The sequence below is a fragment of the Streptomyces sp. NPDC032198 genome (assembly GCF_040636975.1).
In the GTDB taxonomy this organism is placed as follows: Bacteria; Actinomycetota; Actinomycetes; order Streptomycetales; family Streptomycetaceae; genus Streptomyces.
The window spans coordinates 37,911-56,422 of record NZ_JBEZVL010000011.1 but is presented as its reverse complement, the minus strand read 5'-3'; the positions used below and the strand labels follow the sequence as shown (position 1 = coordinate 56,422).

14 protein-coding genes are annotated in these 18,512 nt (G+C 71.5%); 11 read left to right on the top strand and 3 right to left on the bottom strand.

The window, feature by feature from the left end:
- Window positions 1-215 precede the first annotated feature (215 nt).
- From AB0E78_RS28040 to AB0E78_RS27995, 10 genes are all read left to right on the top strand, one after another.
- Window positions 216-2,612 (top strand): ATP/GTP-binding protein, encoded by a 2,397-nt coding sequence (locus tag AB0E78_RS28040; protein WP_361837906.1) that lies wholly within the window; start codon window positions 216-218, stop codon window positions 2,610-2,612.
- Window positions 2,613-2,830: 218 nt separating this feature from the next.
- Window positions 2,831-4,417 carry a PucR family transcriptional regulator gene (locus tag AB0E78_RS28035; protein WP_361837903.1) on the top strand — a complete coding sequence of 529 codons (1,587 nt, stop codon included), beginning with the start codon at window positions 2,831-2,833 and terminating at the stop codon, window positions 4,415-4,417.
- A gap of 145 nt (window positions 4,418-4,562) precedes the next feature.
- The gene (locus AB0E78_RS28030; protein WP_361837900.1) at window positions 4,563-6,008 is read left to right on the top strand and encodes an aldehyde dehydrogenase family protein; all 1,446 of its coding nucleotides are present in this window, start codon (window positions 4,563-4,565) and stop codon (window positions 6,006-6,008) included.
- A 244-nt stretch (window positions 6,009-6,252) separates the two neighbouring features.
- A complete protein-coding gene (locus AB0E78_RS28025) occupies window positions 6,253-8,199 on the top strand; it encodes an acyl-CoA dehydrogenase family protein (RefSeq protein WP_361837897.1) in 1,947 nt (648 codons plus the stop codon).
- A 110-nt stretch (window positions 8,200-8,309) separates the two neighbouring features.
- Window positions 8,310-9,566 carry a 1-deoxy-D-xylulose-5-phosphate reductoisomerase gene (gene dxr / locus AB0E78_RS28020; RefSeq protein WP_361837894.1) on the top strand — a complete coding sequence of 419 codons (1,257 nt, stop codon included), beginning with the start codon at window positions 8,310-8,312 and terminating at the stop codon, window positions 9,564-9,566.
- Entirely contained in the window at window positions 9,563-10,864 is a 1,302-nt protein-coding gene (locus AB0E78_RS28015) for a site-2 protease family protein (protein WP_361837892.1), read from the top strand. Before dxr ends, AB0E78_RS28015 begins: the two co-directional genes overlap by 4 nt.
- Window positions 10,865-11,027: 163 nt before the next feature.
- Window positions 11,028-12,185 (top strand): flavodoxin-dependent (E)-4-hydroxy-3-methylbut-2-enyl-diphosphate synthase, encoded by a 1,158-nt coding sequence (gene ispG / locus AB0E78_RS28010; protein WP_361837889.1) that lies wholly within the window; start codon window positions 11,028-11,030, stop codon window positions 12,183-12,185.
- 241 nt (window positions 12,186-12,426) lie between these two features.
- The gene (locus AB0E78_RS28005) at window positions 12,427-13,275 is read left to right on the top strand and encodes a GNAT family N-acetyltransferase (RefSeq protein ID WP_361837886.1); all 849 of its coding nucleotides are present in this window, start codon (window positions 12,427-12,429) and stop codon (window positions 13,273-13,275) included.
- A gap of 105 nt (window positions 13,276-13,380) precedes the next feature.
- Window positions 13,381-13,926 carry a GNAT family N-acetyltransferase gene (locus AB0E78_RS28000; protein ID WP_361837883.1) on the top strand — a complete coding sequence of 182 codons (546 nt, stop codon included), beginning with the start codon at window positions 13,381-13,383 and terminating at the stop codon, window positions 13,924-13,926.
- 106 nt (window positions 13,927-14,032) lie between these two features.
- Entirely contained in the window at window positions 14,033-15,730 is a 1,698-nt protein-coding gene (locus tag AB0E78_RS27995; protein ID WP_361837880.1) for a proline--tRNA ligase, read from the top strand.
- Window positions 15,731-15,834: 104 nt separating this feature from the next.
- On the opposite strand, the gene AB0E78_RS27990 is transcribed toward AB0E78_RS27995, so the two are convergent.
- The 3 genes from AB0E78_RS27990 to AB0E78_RS27980 are packed head-to-tail and all read right to left on the bottom strand — an operon-like array spanning window position 15,835 to window position 17,770.
- Window positions 15,835-16,728 (bottom strand): aminoglycoside phosphotransferase family protein, encoded by an 894-nt coding sequence (locus AB0E78_RS27990; RefSeq protein WP_361837877.1) that lies wholly within the window; start codon window positions 16,726-16,728, stop codon window positions 15,835-15,837.
- Window positions 16,729-16,763: 35 nt separating this feature from the next.
- A complete protein-coding gene (locus tag AB0E78_RS27985; protein WP_361837874.1) occupies window positions 16,764-17,231 on the bottom strand; it encodes a ferritin-like domain-containing protein in 468 nt (155 codons plus the stop codon).
- Window positions 17,228-17,770, bottom strand: a complete 543-nt coding sequence (locus AB0E78_RS27980; RefSeq protein ID WP_361837871.1) for a hypothetical protein — start codon at window positions 17,768-17,770, stop codon at window positions 17,228-17,230. Before AB0E78_RS27980 ends, AB0E78_RS27985 begins: the two co-directional genes overlap by 4 nt.
- Before the next feature lie 240 nt (window positions 17,771-18,010).
- Here AB0E78_RS27980 and rimP point away from each other — a divergent pair, with 240 nt between their 5' ends.
- The gene (gene rimP / locus AB0E78_RS27975; RefSeq protein ID WP_361837868.1) at window positions 18,011-18,511 is read left to right on the top strand and encodes a ribosome maturation factor RimP; all 501 of its coding nucleotides are present in this window, start codon (window positions 18,011-18,013) and stop codon (window positions 18,509-18,511) included.
- Window position 18,512: the final 1 nt, after the last annotated feature.

Here is an 18,512-nt window from a genome sequence, read left to right as displayed (position 1 = left end):
GGGCGGGCATGCTCCACGGGGGAGTTTTTCGGCGTGGCGGTTGTCCGTGATGGACATAGCGGCCCGTGGGCGGGGTGCGGCTTTCGTCCCCATCGGCGCCCCGCGCACGTCAGGGTGTTCCCGCAGGTCCCGGGCGCGTATCCGGTGAACTCCCCCTGCAGGGGCACTAGATTGACGGCTGAACCGACAGACCGGCAGGTCAGGGGGCAAGGGCCATGGACTCCGAAGGCACGCACGACGCTCGCGGTACGCACGCCACACCGGTGCCGCGTCCGGCGGGGCCGGCCGTCCCCGCGGCGCCGCCGATGCCCCGGCGGGCACCCGGCGCCGACAGCACCCCCTCCGTCGCCGACTGGCTCGCCACGCCCCGCCCCGAGGTGGCTCCCGGCATCTGGCGCTACGCCTACCGGGCCCCCGCGCCCGAGGCCGAGAGCGAAGGCGTCAACCGGCGGCTGATCGTCGGCATGGTGATCTCCGCCGTGCTCGGCCTGCTGTTCTGGTCGCTGTGGCGGCAGGGCAACATCCCCTATCAGTGGGCCCTGCTCAAGCTGTTCACGCCGGGCGACTGGTGGTGGGCCGGCAGCGTGCAGCCCAAGGAGCGGCAGGCCGAGGACGCCCGGATCGTCTACAACGGTCTTGTCTTCGGCGCGGTGCTGTACTCCGTCGGACGGCTCGGTGCCTGGCCCGACTCGATCCGGCACTTCGTGGTGCGGCGCCCGCAGCCCTCCCGCGCCGTGGTCGCCTCCGTCGCCGCGGTCGGTGTCCTGATCTTCGTCTGGCCGAGCGCCTTCGGGCTCGACGCGCGCCCGCTGCCCGTGGTCGACCCCGTCTTCTCCCTGGTCGCACTCATCGCGGGGGGTTACGAGGTCTTCACCTCGCAGGTGCTCACCGACAGCCTGTACATCCTGATCACCCTCGCGGTGCTGTGGCCCTTCGCCCGGATCGGCGGATGGTGGGAGGCGATCCGCGACGCCACGACCGCCAGGACCGCGACGCGCGCGACGACACGCCCCCGCGCCACCCCGCCGCGCCCCGCCGGCGCTCCCGCGCGCGGCCACTGGCCCGAACTGCGCGCGGCGGGACACGACAAGGCCGCCGACCTGCTCTCCGCCGAGTTGGTCAGCGGACGCATGAACGACGTCGACTGCGCCCGCGTGGCCCACGCCTGGCGCACCGCCGCCCCCGACCCGGGCGCGCTCGCCACCTTCGTGGACACGGTCGCCCGGCACGGCGCCGCCTCCTGGACCCACCCCTCGGGTCAGCGTGATCTGCCCGCCCGCAGCGCCGTCCACGACCTGCTCGTGGGCCAGGTCAAGATCGGCCGCTTCGCGAAGGACGAGCGCAATCCCTACGCCGTGCGCGACGCCGGAGCCGCGCTCGACCCCGCCGTGCTCGGCACTTCGCTGCTCGCGGTGGGTCCGTCCGGTGCGGGCAAGACCGGACGGCTCATGCGGCCGGTGGCCGAGTCGCTCGCCCTGGGCGCCCTGACCGGGCAGTGCGCGGTCGTCGTCGTGTGCGCCGCGGGCACGGCGCTCGGCCCCGACAGCGCGTACGACGTCGTGGCCAGGCCGGGCGATCCGGCGTCCGTGCACGACCTCGACCTGTACGCGGACTGCGACGACCCGGACGAGGCCGCCGCCTTCCTCGCCGAAGGGCTCGTCGGCGACCTCGAAGCCGTGGACACGCGGCGCGCCGCCACCACCCTCGCCCAACTCCTCGGCCCCTACCGCCGCCTCCACGACCGCTTCCCGTCCGTGCCCGTGCTGCGCGAACTGCTGGAGGGGGACCCGGCCGCGCTCGACGCCCTCCGTGCGGGCCTCGCCGCCGACGAACACACCGCCATGCGCCGCGAACTCGACGCCCGCGTCCGCCAGTCCGGCTCGCCCAACGACCCGGGCCCCGCCCTGGCCGACCGGCTCGCCCTGCTCGACCGCCCCGCCTTCGCCGACTTCTTCGACCCCAGCGGCGAGGGGCACCCCTTCTCGATGCGGGCCGTCGCCCACCACCCGCTCCGCGTCAGGGTGGACCTGCCCGAACACGGACACGAGGAGGCGTCGCGGCTCCTGGCCCGCCTGCTGCTCGCCCAGTTCTCGTACGTCGCGCGCGGCCGTGCCCGGCGGCCGCACTTCGCGTGCCTGATCCTCGACGACGCCGCCCGCACCCTCACCCCCGAGAGCGTGCGCGCCATTCAGCGGCTGCGGTCGCTGAACGCGGGCGTCGTGCTCGGTCTGCGCACCATCGGCGAGGTGCCGGAGCCGCTCCAGGGACCGCTCTACGCCGCGGTCGGCTGCCGGATGGCCTTCTCCGGCGTGACGACCTGGGACGGGCGCCGGTTCACCGAGGCCTGGGGCACCGAGTGGATCGAGACCAAGGAAGTGGCTCAGCACACGGTCTTCGCCGACCAGCCGATGACCCGGGCGCTGCACTCGCTGCGCAAGCTCGTCACAGGCAAGGCGGTCACCACCGACGCCGTCACCGTACGCAAGGTCGAACGCGAGCGCTGGTCCGCCTCCGACCTGGCCCACTCGCTGCCCCCGGGCCACGCGGTGCTCTCCCTGACGGACGTACGGGGCGAGCACGCGCCACCCCTTTTGGTGGACCTTCGGGGATAGCCACCCGGGCGTACGCAGCGGCGGCGCAGGCAGGGATGTACGTACGGGGAATTCGGTCCCGTACGTACCGTACGGTGAGGCAGAATCGACACAGGTCGTTCATACGTACCGGCCAAAAGATCCACATCTCGTCCGGGATTCAATGGCCGACCGGGACGCGCGCCCACCGCCGCTGCCAGACCTGCCGCCCTGACCTGCTGACCAGACCTGAAGGCCCCATGCCGCCCACGCTCGCCTCCCTCGTCCACCACTCCGCACTCAAGCTCACCGTGCGCGCCGGTGAGGACCATCTGGACGCGCCCGTGCGCTGGGCGCATGCCAGTGAGCTCACCGACCCCGTGCCCTACATGGAGGGCGGCGAGCTCCTCCTGATCACCGCGCTCAAGCTGGACGCGGAGGACCCGGAGGCCATGAGCCGCTACGTGAAGCGGCTCGCGGCGGCGGGCGTCGTCGGGCTCGGGTTCGCGGTCGGGGTGCATTACAAGGACATTCCGGAGGCATTGGTCGCGGCCGCCGCGGACGAAGGGCTTCCGCTCCTTGAGGTGCCCCGGCGCACCCCGTTCCTCGCGATCAGCAAGGCGGTTTCCGCGGCCATCGCCGCCGACCAGTACCGCGCGGTGACGGCGGGCTTCGCGGCCCAGCGCGAGCTGACCAAGCAGGCACTGAGCGATGGCCCCGAAGGGCTGCTCGGCGCGCTCGCCGGCCAGGTGGACGGCTGGGCCGCGCTGTACGACGCGTCCGGCGCCGTCGTCGCCACGGCCCCCGAGTGGGCGTCCCGCCGGGCCGCCAGGCTCACCACCGACGTGGAGCGCCTGCGGGACCGGGCCGCACCCGCGAGCGCGGTCGTCGCGGGCGCCGAGGACCGGGTGGAGCTGCACTCGATCGGCACGGGACGGCGGCCCCGCGCCGCGCTCGCCGTCGGCACGGCCTCCACCCTCGGCACCGCCGAGCGGTACGCCCTGCACTCCGCCATAGCGCTGCTCACCCTCACCACGGAGCGCAACCGCTCGCTGCAGGCCGCCGAGGCGCGGGTCGGCTCCGCGGTGCTGCGGATGCTGCTCGCGGGGGAGCCGGACCATGCCCGCACGGTGGCGGGGGAGTTGTACGGCAGCCTGCTCGACGCGCCGTTCCGCCTGGTGGTCGCGGAGGTGCCCGCCTCCGCCCCGGAGGACGACGACCCGTTCGCCGGTCTGACCGAGGCCGTCGAGTCGGCCGCGGCACGCGCCGGTGAGGCACTCCTCGTCGTCCCCTACGGCGAGCGGCTCGTGCTGCTCGTCGTGGACGGCGGCGCGGGCGCGGCGGCCTGCGTCGCGTACGCGCAGACGCTGGAGGCAGGGCGTTCCGAGGCGCCGGAGGGCGGTGCGGGCGACGGGACGGCTCTCCTCCTCGGCCTCTCCGCGCCCGCCGGACCGATCGCGGCGGCCACGGCGTACAAGCAGGCGGACCAGGCGCTGTCCATCGCCCGGCGCCGCGGCCGTGCGCTGGTCGAGCACGAGGACCTCGCGGCGGGCTCGGTCCTGCCGCTGCTCGCCGACGATGCCGTACGGGCGTTCGCCGACGGTCTGCTGCGCGCCCTGTACGAGCACGACGCCACCGGCCGCGGCGACCTGATCGCCTCGCTGCGGGCCTGGCTCTCGCGCCACGGCCAGTGGGACGCGGCGGCGGCCGACCTGGGCGTCCACCGCCACACCCTGCGCTACCGCATGCGCAGGGTCGAGGAGATCCTGGGCCGCTCCCTGGACGACCCGGACGTCCGCATGGAGCTGTGGCTGTCCCTGAAGGCGACATCGAGCGGTACGGAGTAGCTGCGGGGGAATCGTTCCCCTGCCAAAGCGGCGCGGCCCCAAGGGTCAGTACTCCGCGTCGGACAAACGTCCCGCGCCCTTGCCGCCCCTACGGTGGGGAACGTACCCCCCAAGACACACCTTCGCGGAAGGGCCGGGAATCGACATGACTTCCATCCACGCCTTCTGGCTCGCCGGTCGCCAGACCACCGGTGAGACCACTCTCGACGTCACATCGCCGTGGGACGGACGGGTCGTCGGCAAGGCGTCCGTACCGACCGACGCCCAGGTCGAGGAAGCCGTCGCCGCCGCGTACGCCGTGCGCGACGAGTTCGCCGCGACCCCGGCGCACGTGCGGGCCGCCGCCCTCGACCACGTGAGCCGCAGGCTCGTCGAGCGCACGGAAGAGATCGCCCAGCTCATCTCCGCGGAGAACGGCAAGCCGATCAAGTGGGCCCGTGGCGAGGTCGGCCGTGCCGTCTCCGTCTTCCGGTTCGCCTCCGAGGAAGCCCGCCGCTTCAACGGCGGCGAGGCCCAGCGCCTCGACACCGACGCAGGTGGCCAGGGACGTCTCGCCTTCACGCGCCGCTTCTCCAAGGGTGTCGTCCTGGGCATCGCGCCGTTCAACTTCCCGCTGAACCTCTGCGCCCACAAGATCGCCCCGGCCATCGCCTCCGGCACGCCGATCATCCTCAAGCCGGCGCCGGCGACCCCGCTCTCGGGTCTCCTCATCGGCGAGCTGCTCGCCGAGACCGACCTCCCGGCCGGTTCCTGGTCCGTGCTTCCGGTCGCGAACGAGAAGATGCCCGCCCTCGTCCAGGACGAGCGCCTCCCCGTCATCTCCTTCACCGGCTCCGAGAAGGTCGGTTACGCGATCCTGGACTCGGTGCCGCGCAAGCACTGCACCCTGGAGCTCGGCGGAAACGGCGCCGCCGTCGTCCTGTCCGACTTCTCCTCCGACGAGGACCTGGACTGGGCGGCCTCGCGCATCGCGACGTTCTCCAACTACCAGGGCGGCCAGTCCTGCATCTCGGTGCAGCGCGTCATCGCCGACGCCTCCGTGTACGACCGGCTCGTGCCGCGCGTCCTCAAGGCCATCGAGGCCCAGGTCACCGGCGACCCGTCCGACCCGAAGACGGACGTCGGACCGCTCGTCAACGAGGACGCCGCCAAGCGCGTCGAGTCCTGGGTCGACGAGGCCGTCCAGGCGGGCGCGCAGCTCCTCGTGGGCGGCAAGCGGGACGGCGCCTCGTACGCGCCGACCGTCCTCGCCGACGTACCGGCCGGCACCACCATCGCCGTCGAGGAGGTCTTCGGGCCGGTCCTCACGATCAAGAAGGTGGACGGCGAGGCGGAGGCGTTCGCCGCCGTCAACGACTCCAAGTACGGCCTCCAGGCGGGCGTCTTCACGCACGACCTGCAGACCGCCTTCCGCGCCCACCGCGCCCTTGAGGTCGGCGGCGTGGTCATCGGCGACGCGCCGTCCTACCGCGCCGACCAGATGCCGTACGGCGGCGTCAAGCAGTCCGGCGTGGGCCGCGAGGGCGTCCGCTTCGCGATGGACGACTACACGTACGAGCGGGTCATGGTCCTGACGGGCCTCGACCTGTAGGTCACTTCCGGTCACTTCTCGGACCGGACGGCCGGAGCCCACTGTGCGGGGGCTCCGGCCGTTCTCGTGTGCGGGCGCCCCACGCGTCCCGGTGGGCCGAACGCTGCGCGAGGACTGGTGGGCTGGGGGCGAATCGGGTACATACGATCCATACGATCGAGTAGCACCAGTCAGTAACCGACCGGGTCGAGATCGGGTCAATCGGAGCCGACCGGCCCCACTCCGCGGCGAGGTGAGCTCCTCAATGCCCGCACCAACCACACCACCTACCGGTCCGTCCGTCACCGAGCGCGAGGCCCGGCAGGTCGCCGAGGCCGCCCGCGAGCAGGACTGGCGCAAGCCCAGCTTCGCCAAGGAACTCTTCCTCGGGCGTTTCCGGCTCGACCTGATCCACCCGCACCCCCTGCCCGCCGACGAGGACGCCCGGCGCGGCGAGGAATTCCTCGCCAAGCTCCGCGACTTCTGCGAGACGAAGATCGACTCGGCGCGCATCGAGCGCGAGGCGAAGATCCCCGACGAGGTGCTCAACGGGCTCAAGGAGCTCGGCGCCCTCGGCATGAAGATCGACACGAAGTACGGCGGGCTCGGCCTCACGCAGGTGTACTACAACAAGGCCCTGGCCCTCGTCGGCTCCGCGAACCCGGCGATCGGCGCGCTGCTCTCCGCGCACCAGTCGATCGGCGTACCGCAGCCGCTCAAGCAGTTCGGCACCCAGGAGCAGAAGGACGAGTTCCTGCCGCGCTGCGCCCGCACGGACATCAGCGCGTTCCTGCTGACCGAGCCGGACGTCGGCTCCGACCCGGCCCGCATGGCGATGGCGGCCGTCCCGGACGGCGACTCGTACGTCCTGGACGGCGTGAAGCTGTGGACGACGAACGGTGTCGTCGCCGACCTCCTGGTCGTCATGGCGCGCGTGCCGAAGTCCGAGGGACACAAGGGCGGCATCACGGCCTTCGTGGTGGAGGCCGCGGCCGAGGGCATCACCGTCGAGAACCGCAACGCGTTCATGGGCCTGCGCGGCCTGGAGAACGGCGTGACCCGCTTCCACCAGGTCCGCGTCCCGGCGGCGCACCGCATCGGCCCGGAGGGCGCGGGCCTGAAGATCGCCCTGACCACCCTCAACACCGGCCGCCTCTCGCTGCCCGCGATGTGCGTCGGCGCGGGCAAGTGGTGCCTGAAGATCGCCCGTGAGTGGTCGGGCGCGCGGGAGCAGTGGGGCAAGCCGGTCGCGCTGCACGAGGCCGTCGGCGCGAAGATCTCCTTCATCGCGGCCACGACCTTCGCCCTGGAGGCCGTACTCGACCTCTCCTCCCAGATGGCCGACGAGGACCGCAACGACATCCGCATCGAGGCGGCGCTCGCCAAGCTGTACGGCTCCGAGATGGGCTGTCTGATGGCGGACGAGCTGGTGCAGATCCGCGGCGGCCGCGGCTTCGAGACCGCGGAGTCCCTCGCGGCCCGCGGCGAACGCGCGGTCCCGGCCGAACAGGTCCTGCGCGATCTGCGCATCAACCGCATCTTCGAGGGCTCGACGGAGATCATGCACCTGCTCATCGCCCGCGAGGCGGTGGACGCGCACCTCAAGGTGGCGGGCGACCTGATCGACCCGGACAAGTCCCTGTCCGACAAGGCGAAGGCGGGCGCGCGGGCAGGCGGCTTCTACGCACGCTGGCTGCCGAAACTGGTCACGGGCCCGGGCCAGCTCCCGCGCTCGTACGCCGAGTTCCACCCCGCCGGCCACGCGGACCTCTCCCCGCACCTGCGCTACGTGGAACGGGGCGCCCGCAAGCTGGCCCGCTCGACGTTCTACGCGATGTCGCGCTGGCAGGGAAAGATGGAGACCAAGCAGGGCTTCCTGGGCCGCGTGGTCGACATCGGTGCCGAACTCTTCGCGATGAGCGCGGCATGCGTACGTGCCGAGCTCCTGCGGACGACGGAGGACCACGGCCGCGAGGCCTACCAGCTGGCCGACACGTTCTGCCGCCAGTCCCGCATCCGCGTCGACGAGCTGTTCGACCGCCTGTGGACCAACACGGACGACGTCGACCGCAAGGTGGTCAAGGGCGTCCTGAACGGTATGTACACCTGGCTGGAGTCGGGCGTCGTGGACCCCAGCGGCGAAGGCCCCTGGATCGCGGACGCCACACCGGGCCCCAGCACCCGGGAGAACGTCCACCGGCCGATCCGCTGACGTGCTTTCCGGGGCGTTCCCCCTCGCGGGAACGCCCCGGAACACGATTCCGGCCGACCGGATCGGGGCGCAGTGTCTCCTCACACCGCCGCCCAGGCAAGAATGGGGGGATGAGCGACAGTCCAGCCCCCCTCGCCGACCCGCATCTCGTCTTCGACCCCGTCGTCACGGACGGTCCGCGGGACATCGTCATCCTCGGCTCGACCGGGTCGATCGGCACCCAGGCCATCGATCTCGTCCTGCGCAACCCCGGTCGCTTCCGCGTCACCGCGCTCTCCGCCGCCGGCGGCCGCGTCGGGCTGCTCGCCGAGCAGGCGAGGCGGCTGCGGGTACGGACCGTGGCCGTGGCCCGCGAGGACGTCGTACCGGCGCTGCGCGAGGCGCTGAAGGGGCAGTACGGCGACGAGCCGCTGCCCGAGGTCCTCGCCGGGCCCGACGCGGCCACGCAGCTCGCCGCTTCGCCGTGCCACACCGTCCTGAACGGCATCACCGGATCCATCGGGCTCGCGCCCACCCTCGCGGCGCTCGAAGCGGGCCGCACCCTCGCGCTCGCCAACAAGGAGTCGCTGATCGTCGGCGGCCCGCTGGTGAAGGCGCTCGCCAAGCCGGGGCAGATCATCCCCGTCGACTCCGAGCACGCCGCGCTCTTCCAGGCGCTCGCCGCGGGCACCCGCGCCGATGTGCGCAAGCTGGTCGTCACGGCCTCCGGGGGTCCGTTCCGGGGACGTACGAAGGCCGATCTGGCGAACGTCACACCGGACGACGCGCTCGCGCACCCCACCTGGGCCATGGGCCCGGTCATCACCGTCAACTCGGCGACGCTCGTCAACAAGGGCCTGGAAGTCATCGAGGCGCACCTCCTCTACGACATCCCCTTCGAGCGCATCGAGGTCGTCGTCCACCCGCAGTCGTACGTGCACTCCATGGTCGAGTTCACCGACGGGTCGACGCTGGCCCAGGCCACGCCGCCCGACATGAGCGGCCCGATCGCCATCGGCATCGGCTGGCCCGAGCGGGTGCCGGACGCGGCCCCCGCCTTCGACTGGACGAAGGCCTCCAGCTGGGAGTTCTTCCCCCTCGACAACGACGCTTTTCCGTCGGTCGGGCTCGCCCGGCACGTGGGGAAGCTCGCGGGTACGGCCCCGGCGGTGTTCAATGCCGCCAACGAGGAGTGCGTGGACGCGTTCTTGAACGGCGCCCTGCCCTTCAACGGGATCATGGAGACCGTCACGAAGGTCGTCGCCGAACACGGCACACCGGCCGCGGGAACTTCCCTGACCGTCGCGGACGTCCTCGAAGCGGAGACCTGGGCGCGTGCCCGGGCCCGTGAACTGACGGCGAAGGCGACCGCGGAGGCCCGCGCATGACGACCCTGATGATGATCCTCGGCATAGTCGTCTTCGCGGTCGGGCTGCTGTTCTCGATCGCCTGGCACGAGCTGGGCCACCTGTCGACCGCCAAGCTGTTCGGCATCCGCGTGCCGCAGTACATGGTCGGCTTCGGCCCGACGATCTTCTCGCGCAAGAAGGGCGACACCGAGTACGGCGTCAAGGCCATCCCCCTCGGCGGGTACATCCGGATGATCGGCATGTTCCCGCCGGGTCCGGACGGCCGCATAGAGGCACGCTCGACGTCCCCGTGGCGCGGCATGATCGAGGACGCGCGGTCGGCAGCCTTCGAGGAGCTGAAGCCCGGCGACGAGACGCGGCTCTTCTACACGCGCAAGCCGTGGAAGCGCGTGATCGTGATGTTCGCGGGCCCGTTCATGAACCTCATCCTCGCCGTGGCGATCTTCCTCGGCGTGATGATGACCTTCGGCATCAGCACGCAGACGACGTCCGTCGGCAAGGTCTCCGACTGCGTCATCCAGCAGAGCGAGAACCGCTCCAAGTGCGAGAAGGGCGACACGGTCGCGCCCGCCAAGGCGGCGGGACTGAAGCTCGGCGACAAGATCGTGGCCTTCCAGGGCAAGCCCGTCGACGACTGGTCCGCGCTCCAGGGCAAGATCCGCGAGACCATCGGTCCGGCCACCATCACGGTCGAGCGCGACGGCAAGCGGGTCGACCTGCACGCCAACCTGATCAAGAACCAGGTCAGCAAGACGGACGGCGACGGCGGCTACGTACAGGGGAAGTACGTCTACGCGGGCTTCCTCGGCTTCACCCCCGCCACCGGCATCGTCCAGCAGGGCTTCGGCGACTCCGTGAACCGCATGGGCGACATGATGGAGAACGGCGTCGAGTCGCTCATCGCCCTGCCGTCCAAGATCCCCGACCTGTGGGACGCGGCCTTCGGGGACGGCGACCGCAAGCAGGACTCCCCGATGGGCGTCGTCGGCGCGGCCCGCGTGGGCGGCGAGGTCTTCACGCTGGACATCCCGCCGGAGAACCAGATCGCGATGATGCTGTTCCTGGTGGCGGGCTTCAACCTCTCGCTGTTCCTGTTCAACATGCTGCCGCTGCTGCCGCTCGACGGCGGGCACATCGCCGGGGCGCTGTGGGAGTCGGTGCGCCGCCAGGCCGCCAAGCTCCTGAAGCGGCCCGACCCGGGCCCCTTCGACGTCGCGAAGCTGATGCCCGTCGCCTATGTGGTGGCCGGAATCTTCATCTGCTTCACGATTCTCGTGCTGATCGCGGATGTAGTTAACCCGGTAAGAATCTCGTAGTAATGCGAAGTTTGCGGCGGCCGGGCACTCTATGTGTCCGGTCGCCCACCATTGGGTGGACTTGGGGACGGGATGTGCTCGGGCCCCGCGGGGTGCCGTAATCTCGAAGCCTGGAGCCCGCCGATCTCGGGACCTTGATCCACACCTTGGGGATGCACGCCAGATGACTGCCGTTTCTCTCGGAATCCCGTCCGTACCGACCAAGCTCGCCGACCGCCGTGTCAGCCGCAAGATCCAGGTCGGTACGGTCGCCGTCGGCGGGGACGCACCTGTGTCGGTGCAGTCGATGACGACGACGCGTACGTCCGACATCGGGGCGACGCTGCAGCAGATCGCCGAACTCACGGCGTCCGGCTGCCAGATCGTGCGGGTGGCGTGTCCTACGCAGGACGACGCGGACGCCCTCGCGACGATCGCGCGGAAGTCGCAGATCCCGGTGATCGCCGACATCCACTTCCAGCCGAAGTACGTCTTCGCCGCGATCGACGCCGGCTGCGCCGCGGTCCGTGTGAACCCGGGCAACATCAAGCAGTTCGACGACAAGGTCAAGGAGATCGCGCGCGCCGCGAACGACGCGGGCACGCCGATCCGGATCGGCGTGAACGCGGGTTCGCTGGACGCGCGCCTCCTCAAGAAGTACGGCAAGGCCACCCCGGAGGCCCTCGTCGAGTCCGCCCTGTGGGAGGCGTCGCTCTTCGAGGAGCACGGCTTCCGGGACATCAAGATCTCGGTCAAGCACAACGACCCGGTCGTCATGGTCAACGCCTACCGCCAGCTCGCGGCGGCGTGCGACTACCCCCTGCACCTCGGCGTGACCGAGGCCGGTCCGGCCTTCCAGGGCACGATCAAGTCGGCGGTCGCCTTCGGCGCGCTGCTCTCCGAGGGCATCGGCGACACGATCCGCGTCTCCCTCTCGGCCCCGCCGGTCGAGGAGATCAAGGTCGGCATCCAGATCCTGGAGTCCCTCAACCTCAAGCCGCGCCGCCTGGAGATCGTCTCCTGCCCCTCCTGCGGCCGCGCCCAGGTCGACGTCTACAAGCTGGCCGAAGAGGTCACCGCGGGCCTGGACGGCATGGAGGTCCCGCTCCGCGTCGCCGTCATGGGCTGTGTCGTGAACGGCCCCGGCGAGGCCCGCGAGGCCGACCTCGGTGTCGCGTCCGGCAACGGCAAGGGCCAGATCTTCGTCAAGGGCGAGGTCATCAAGACCGTCCCCGAGTCGAAGATCGTCGAGACGCTGATCGAAGAGGCGATGAAGATCGCCGAGCAGATGGAGAAGGACGGCGTCCCCTCGGGCGAGCCGTCGGTGGCCATCGCGGGCTGACGCCTGACATGACGCAAGGGACCGGGCCCCTCCGGAGGTGGCGCCCGGTCCCTTGCGTGCGGTGCTACTCGGCATCTCCGGTTAAAGTACGGAGATCAGCAGACCGTGTGACTCCGCCCCGAGGGGCTTCTCGCAGTGACGCGACGGGCAAGCCCTGACCGCCGCCCTGAGGGCACGCGGCGACGCTAGCAGGGTGTTCGACTGGTTGTCGTTGCCCGCAGGGAGTGATGGAGACGCCCCGTTGTTGACTCAGACCACCACCAGGGTCCTCGAACCGAGTGACCTGGACGCCGCGCTCGCAGTGCTCGACCGCGAGCCGGTGGCCAACGCCTTCGTGACCTCGCGGGTCCGCGTCGCGGGCCTGGACCCGTGGCGGCTCGGCGGCGAGATGTGGGGCTGGTACCAGGACGGAATGCTGGAGTCCCTCTGCTACGCGGGCGCCAACCTCGTCCCCATCTGCGCGACCCCGCGAGCCGTCCGCGCCTTCGCGGACCGCGCCCGCAGGGCAGGCCGCCGCTGTTCCTCCATCGTCGGCCCCGCCGAGCCCACCGCCCAGCTCTGGCGGCTGCTCGAACCGTCCTGGGGCCCCGCCCGCGAGGTCCGTGCCCAGCAGCCCCTGATGGTCACCGACCGCCTCCCGCGGGACATCGCCCCCGACCCGTACGTCCGTCGTGTCCGCAAGGACGAGATGGAGACGATCATGCCCGCGTGCGTGGCGATGTTCACCGAGGAGGTCGGCATCTCACCGCTCGCCGGCGACGGCGGCCTCCTCTACCAGGCGCGGGTCGCCGAACTCGTCGGCGCGGGCCGCTCCTTCGCCCGCCTCGACCGCGACGGCAAGGTCATCTTCAAGGCCGAGATCGGCGCGGCCACCGCGCACGCCTGTCAGGTGCAGGGCGTCTGGGTGGCCCCCGAGTACCGGGGCCAGGGCTACGCGGCACCCGGCATGGCGGCCGTCCTGCGGTACGCCCTCGCGGACGTCGCCCCGGTCGTCAGCCTCTACGTCAACGACTTCAACACCGCGGCCAGGGCGGCGTACCGGCGGGTGGGGTTCCAGGAGGTCGGGGCGTTCATGAGCGTCCTGTTCTAGTCCGGTTCCGGTCAGGTTCCCGTCCGGTTCACGTCCGGTTCCGGCCCCTGTGCGTCTCACACCGCACTCCTCACGCACCCCCGTCCGCGAGTTAAAGTTCGGCGCATGACTGACGACGTCGTGATCGGGCCGATGGACCTCGCCACGCACGTGGACGAAGCGCTGCGGGTACAGGCCCACGCCTTCGGGCTCAGCGACGACGAGGTGACCGTGCGGCGCCAGATCGTGCTGCGGCACCTCACCTACCCCGGCGCCCGCGCGCTCGGCGCCACCACCCCCGAGGGGCGGCTCGTCGGCTTCGTCTACGGCATGCCCAACAGCCGCGGCCACTGGTGGTCCACGGTCGTCGAGCCGTATCTGCGGGTCCACGGCGTGGAGGACTGGCTCGACGACTCCTTCGTGATCACCGAGCTCCATGTGCAGCCCGGTTACCAGAACCGCGGAGTCGGCCGCACCCTCATCACCACCATCACGGACACCGTGGACCAGCCGCGCTCGATCCTCTCCGCGATCGACATCGAGAGCCCCGCACGCGGCCTCTACCGCTCGCTCGGGTACGCGGACCTGGCCCGCAACGTCCAGTTCCCCAGCGCCCAGAAGCCGTACGCGGTGATGGGCGCGCCCCTGCCGCTGAAGCGGTCGGGTGCCTAACCGATTTCCGCCCGCGCCCGGGCCCCGGTTAACCTCCTGCCATCACCCTTCCCCAAGCTCTCGGCTCAGCTCGAGCAGGGGGGACCCCCTTTCGCAGGAGTTCACCATGGCCCAGGTCCAGCGCATGTCCCGATTGATGATCAAGACACTGCGCGACGACCCGGCGGACGCAGAGACGCTCAACCACAAGCTGCTCGTCCGGGCCGGATACGTCCGCCGCACCGCCGCAGGCATCTGGTCCTGGCTGCCCCTGGGCAAGAAGGTCCTGGAGAACATCACCCACGTCGTGCGCGAGGAGATGGATGCCATCGGCGCCCAGGAAGTCCTCCTGCCCGCGCTCCTGCCCAAGGAGTCGTACGACGCGACGGGCCGCTACGACGAGTACGGCGACCTGCTGTTCCGCCTCAAGGACCGCAAGGGCGCCGACTACCTCCTCGGTCCGACGCACGAGGAGATCTTCACCCAGATCGTCAAGGACCAGTGCTCGTCCTACAAGGACCTGCCGGTGATCCTCTACCAGATCCAGACGAAGTACCGCGACGAGGCCCGCCCCCGCGCCGGTGTGCTGCGTGGCCGCGAGTTCCAGATGAAGGACTCGTACTCCTTCGACACGACGGACGAGGGCCTCGCCGAGTCGTACGCCCTGCACCGCGCCGCGTACATCAAGATCTTCGAGCGTCTCGGCCTCGACCACCGCATCGTCTCCGCCGTCTCCGGCGCGATGGGCGGCTCGGCCTCCGAGGAGTTCCTGGCGCCCGCGCCGGCCGGTGAGGACACCTTCGTGGACTGCCCCGCGTGCGACTACGCGGCCAACACGGAGGCCGTCTCCTTCGTCGTCACGGAGGCCGCCGACGGCTCGGCGCACGGCCCCGTCGAGGAGCTGGACACCCCCGACACGCCGACCATCGAGACGCTCGCCGCCCACCTCGGCGTCCCGGCCTCCGCGACCCTGAAGAACCTCCTGGTCAAGGTCGACGGCGAGATCGTCGCCGTGGGCGTCCCCGGCGACCGCGAGGTCGACCTCGGCAAGCTCGGCGAGCACCTGGCGCCCGCCGTCGTGGAGCTGGTGACGGCCGAGGACTTCGAGGGCCGCGACGATCTCGTACGTGGCTACGTCGGCCCGCAGGGCTTGGACAAGGTCCGCTACATCGCCGACCCGCGGGTGGCGGCGGGCACCGCCTGGATCACCGGCGCGAACAAGATCAACACGCATGCGAAGAACGTCGTGGCGGGCCGTGACTTCGAGGTCGACGACTACCTCGACGTCGTGGTCGTCGAGGAGGGCGACCCCTGCCCCAAGTGCGGCACCGGCCTGAAGCTGGACCGCGCCATCGAGATCGGCCACATCTTCCAGCTCGGCCGCAAGTTCGCCGACGCCTTCCAGCTCGACGTCCTGGGCCAGCAGGGCAAGCCGGTCCGCGTGACCATGGGCTCGTACGGCATCGGCGTCTCGCGCGCGGTGGCGGCGCTCGCCGAGCAGACCGCGGACGACAAGGGCCTGTGCTGGCCCAAGGAGATCGCCCCCGCCGACGTCCACGTGGTGGCCGCGGGCAAGGCGCTCCAGACGGAGCTCGCGCTCGACGTCTCCGAGCAGCTGAACGCGGCGGGCGTCCGGGTCCTGGTCGACGACAGGGCGGGCGTCTCGCCCGGCGTGAAGTTCACGGACGCCGAGCTGATCGGTGTCCCGCAGATCCTGGTGGCGGGACGCCGTTCCGCCGAGGGCGTCGTGGAGCTGAAGGACCGCCGCACCGGCGAGCGCGAGGAGCTCACCGTGGCCGAGGCGATCGCGCGGCTGACTGCCTGAGCCCGATGCTCGAACGCCGGACGGGCTGAGGATTCAGCCCGTCCGGCGTTCGAGGACGAACTCGGCGGAGCCGGTGATGGCGGAACGCGAGGCGCCCGCGCCGGCTAGAGCCACCCCGCGAACTCCAGCAGCAGCTCCGCGTCCTGCTCCCGCCCCACGCGCCGTGCCCGCACCCCGGACTCCACGGCCCGGAACAGCGTCCAGCCCCGCAGCCGCTCCTGGTCCACGTCCAGCGACTCGGCCAGCTTCTTCACCCGGCGCCGGGTGATCGACGCCCCCGAGGGCGAGGCGATGAGGTCCTCCACCCGGTCCCGCACCAGGCGGGCCAGGTCGAACGCGCACTCGCCCACCACCGGGTCGGGCCCCACGGCCAGCCACGGCACGCGGTCGCCCTGAAGCACCTTGCTCTGCCGGAACGTGCCGTGCAGCAGCCGCACCTCCGCGTCCCCGGCCAGCAGCTCGTCCCGCGCGGCGAGCGCGGCGTCCACCAGCGGCGCGACGTCCCCGTCCGATGCGGCCCGCATCGCGTCCGCCTGCCGCCCCGTCCGTTCGGCGACCGTCTCGAAGCGGTGCCCGGTGGGCGGCTCCACCCACAGCCGGCGCAGCGTGCCCGCCGCCTCCAGGAGTGCCTTGGCCTCGGGCAGCGAACGGACCGACACATCGCGGTGCAGCCGCTCCAGGAGGAGGGCGCCGTCCGCGGCAGAGGGGTCGAGCAGCCGTACGGCACCGAGCCCGTTCCAGTGCGCGAGCGCGGCGCGCTCGCTCTCGGGCCGCGACCTCGGCGGCACCAGCTTCAGCACCGCGGGCGCGTCGTCGGCGAGGCGCACCAGGATGACGAGGCTGCTGCGCCCACCGGGCACGTGCACCCGCTCTACGGTCAACTCGCGTAGAGCGACGGCCTGTTCGGCTGCTCCGGGCAGCTTCTCCAGCCAGTCGTCGCCGTCCTGCGCCGCCTCGCCGAGTGCGGTGACGAGGCGCCGGGGCGGTTCGAAAGCCATGCGCGAGGTGTTCCCTTCCTGGCGGTCGTGAGCGCCTACGCCTTGGGTCCCGCCGGTGCGGAGGTGTCCGACCCGGCGGCCCGCTCTGCGAGACCAGGGAAGGTTACGCTCCCGCCGCGCCACCGCGCCGCACGGACCGCCGCCTCCCGCAGCGCCTCCGCCGCGCTGCCGCGCCGGGCGCCGGTGGAAGCCCGTACGAGATCGGAGTAGACCCCCGCGACCCGCTCCTCCAGCTCCGTGGCGAGCCGTATGGCGGCCGCGGAGTCCGGTACGGCGAAGGGCAGCGCGTAGGCGGCTGCCGACGGCTCGGGCTCGCCGCCCAGGTCGCGCACGGCGCGCTGCAACGCGTCGCGCCGGGCGCGATGCGCGTCGTACGCCGTGCGTGCCTCCGCCCTGCGGCCCTCGCCGATCCGGCCGCCGACGACCCCGAAGCCGTACACGGCGGCGTGCTCGGCACCCAGCGCGGCCTGCACCGCGCGCAACTCGTCCTTGGAATCGCTCACTTGTCGCCCTCCGTCAGCAGATACGCGTGCGCGGCTCCCGCGGCCGCCACCGACGCGAGCAGCCTGGCCAGCTCAGCAGGCGCGTCCAGCAGCTCGCTCCCGCGCCGCTTGGCCAGCTCTCGCTCGGCCTTGGCGAGCTCACGCACCGCGTCCTTCTCGTCCTTGGGGACGGCGGGCTTCCGGGAGGGCGACGCGGAGGGGGAGGCGGAGCCCGTCGAGGCCGAGGGGCTCGGGGGAGCGGATCCCTCGGCGAAGACCGCCTTGTGCCGCTTCACCTCGGCCCGCAGCGGATCGAGCCGTCCGGCCAGCGAGGGATGCGCGGCGAGGATGGCGTCGTAGTGCCCGAGCAGCTCACCGCTGTCGAGGGCGGCACGCGCGCGCAGGCGTGCGGCGGCGGAGGACTCCTCGTCCTCGTCCGTGGACGAGGAGTCCGAGCAGCCCGAGAGCAGTACGGCCCCGGTTGCTCCGGCGGCCCCGGTCAGCAGGCTCCTGCGGCGCGGCCCCGAGCGGGCGTGCGAGGGGGTGGGATACGACGGCACAGCAGACGTCCTCGGCAGGAAGGCCAGAAAGGCAGGCAGTCAGAAGGTGGGCGAGCCGGGCGCGAGCCCGGTGATCACCGTACCTGCGGCCTGCCCTCGTACGCGTGAGCGGCTCGGTGCCGGTCGGACGGGGCCGTGCCGCGGCCGGACGGCGGGCGGCAACACCCCTCGGGACCGGATACCCTTGACCTGACACGCGAACGATCCCACAACAGCACACGCGGCCGAGGAGTCACCCGGATGAGCACCACCCAGAGCGAGAGGCTGCGAGAACTGCTGGAACCGCTCGTCAGCTCGAAGGAACTGGATCTCGAAGAGATCGAAGTGGCCTCGGTGGGACGCAGTCGGGTGCTGCGTGTGGTGATCGACTCCGACGACGGCGTGGACCTGGATCAGATCGCGGAGATCAGCCGCGAAATCTCCGAGAAGCTCGACGAGAGCGACGCGATGGGCGAGGGGGAGTACACCCTCGAAGTCGGCTCCCCGGGCGCCGAGCGCCCGCTGACGGAGCACCGCCACTATCTGCGCGCCGTCGGCCGCCTGGTGAAGTTCCAGCTGACGGAGGGCGGCGACGATCTGATCGCCCGCATCCTCGAGGTGGACGACGAAGGCGTGAATCTTGAAGTACCGGGCGTGAAGGGGCGCAAGCCCACCGCCCGCAGGCTCACCTTCGACGCGATCGCCAAGGCGCGCGTCGAGGTCGAGTTCAGCCGCAAGGACAAGAAGGAAGAGGAGGCGTAGC

Coding starts and splice junctions, on each gene's coding strand:
- AB0E78_RS28040 (WP_361837906.1), top strand. CDS start 216: ATGGACTCCGAAGGCACGCACGACGCTCGCGGTACGCACGCCACACCG.
- AB0E78_RS28035 (WP_361837903.1), top strand. CDS start 2,831: ATGCCGCCCACGCTCGCCTCCCTCGTCCACCACTCCGCACTCAAGCTC.
- AB0E78_RS28030 (WP_361837900.1), top strand. CDS start 4,563: ATGACTTCCATCCACGCCTTCTGGCTCGCCGGTCGCCAGACCACCGGT.
- AB0E78_RS28025 (WP_361837897.1), top strand. CDS start 6,253: ATGCCCGCACCAACCACACCACCTACCGGTCCGTCCGTCACCGAGCGC.
- dxr (WP_361837894.1), top strand. CDS start 8,310: ATGAGCGACAGTCCAGCCCCCCTCGCCGACCCGCATCTCGTCTTCGAC.
- AB0E78_RS28015 (WP_361837892.1), top strand. CDS start 9,563: ATGACGACCCTGATGATGATCCTCGGCATAGTCGTCTTCGCGGTCGGG.
- ispG (WP_361837889.1), top strand. CDS start 11,028: ATGACTGCCGTTTCTCTCGGAATCCCGTCCGTACCGACCAAGCTCGCC.
- AB0E78_RS28000 (WP_361837883.1), top strand. CDS start 13,381: ATGACTGACGACGTCGTGATCGGGCCGATGGACCTCGCCACGCACGTG.
- AB0E78_RS27995 (WP_361837880.1), top strand. CDS start 14,033: ATGGCCCAGGTCCAGCGCATGTCCCGATTGATGATCAAGACACTGCGC.
- AB0E78_RS27990 (WP_361837877.1), bottom strand. CDS start 16,728: ATGGCTTTCGAACCGCCCCGGCGCCTCGTCACCGCACTCGGCGAGGCG.
- rimP (WP_361837868.1), top strand. CDS start 18,011: ATGAGCACCACCCAGAGCGAGAGGCTGCGAGAACTGCTGGAACCGCTC.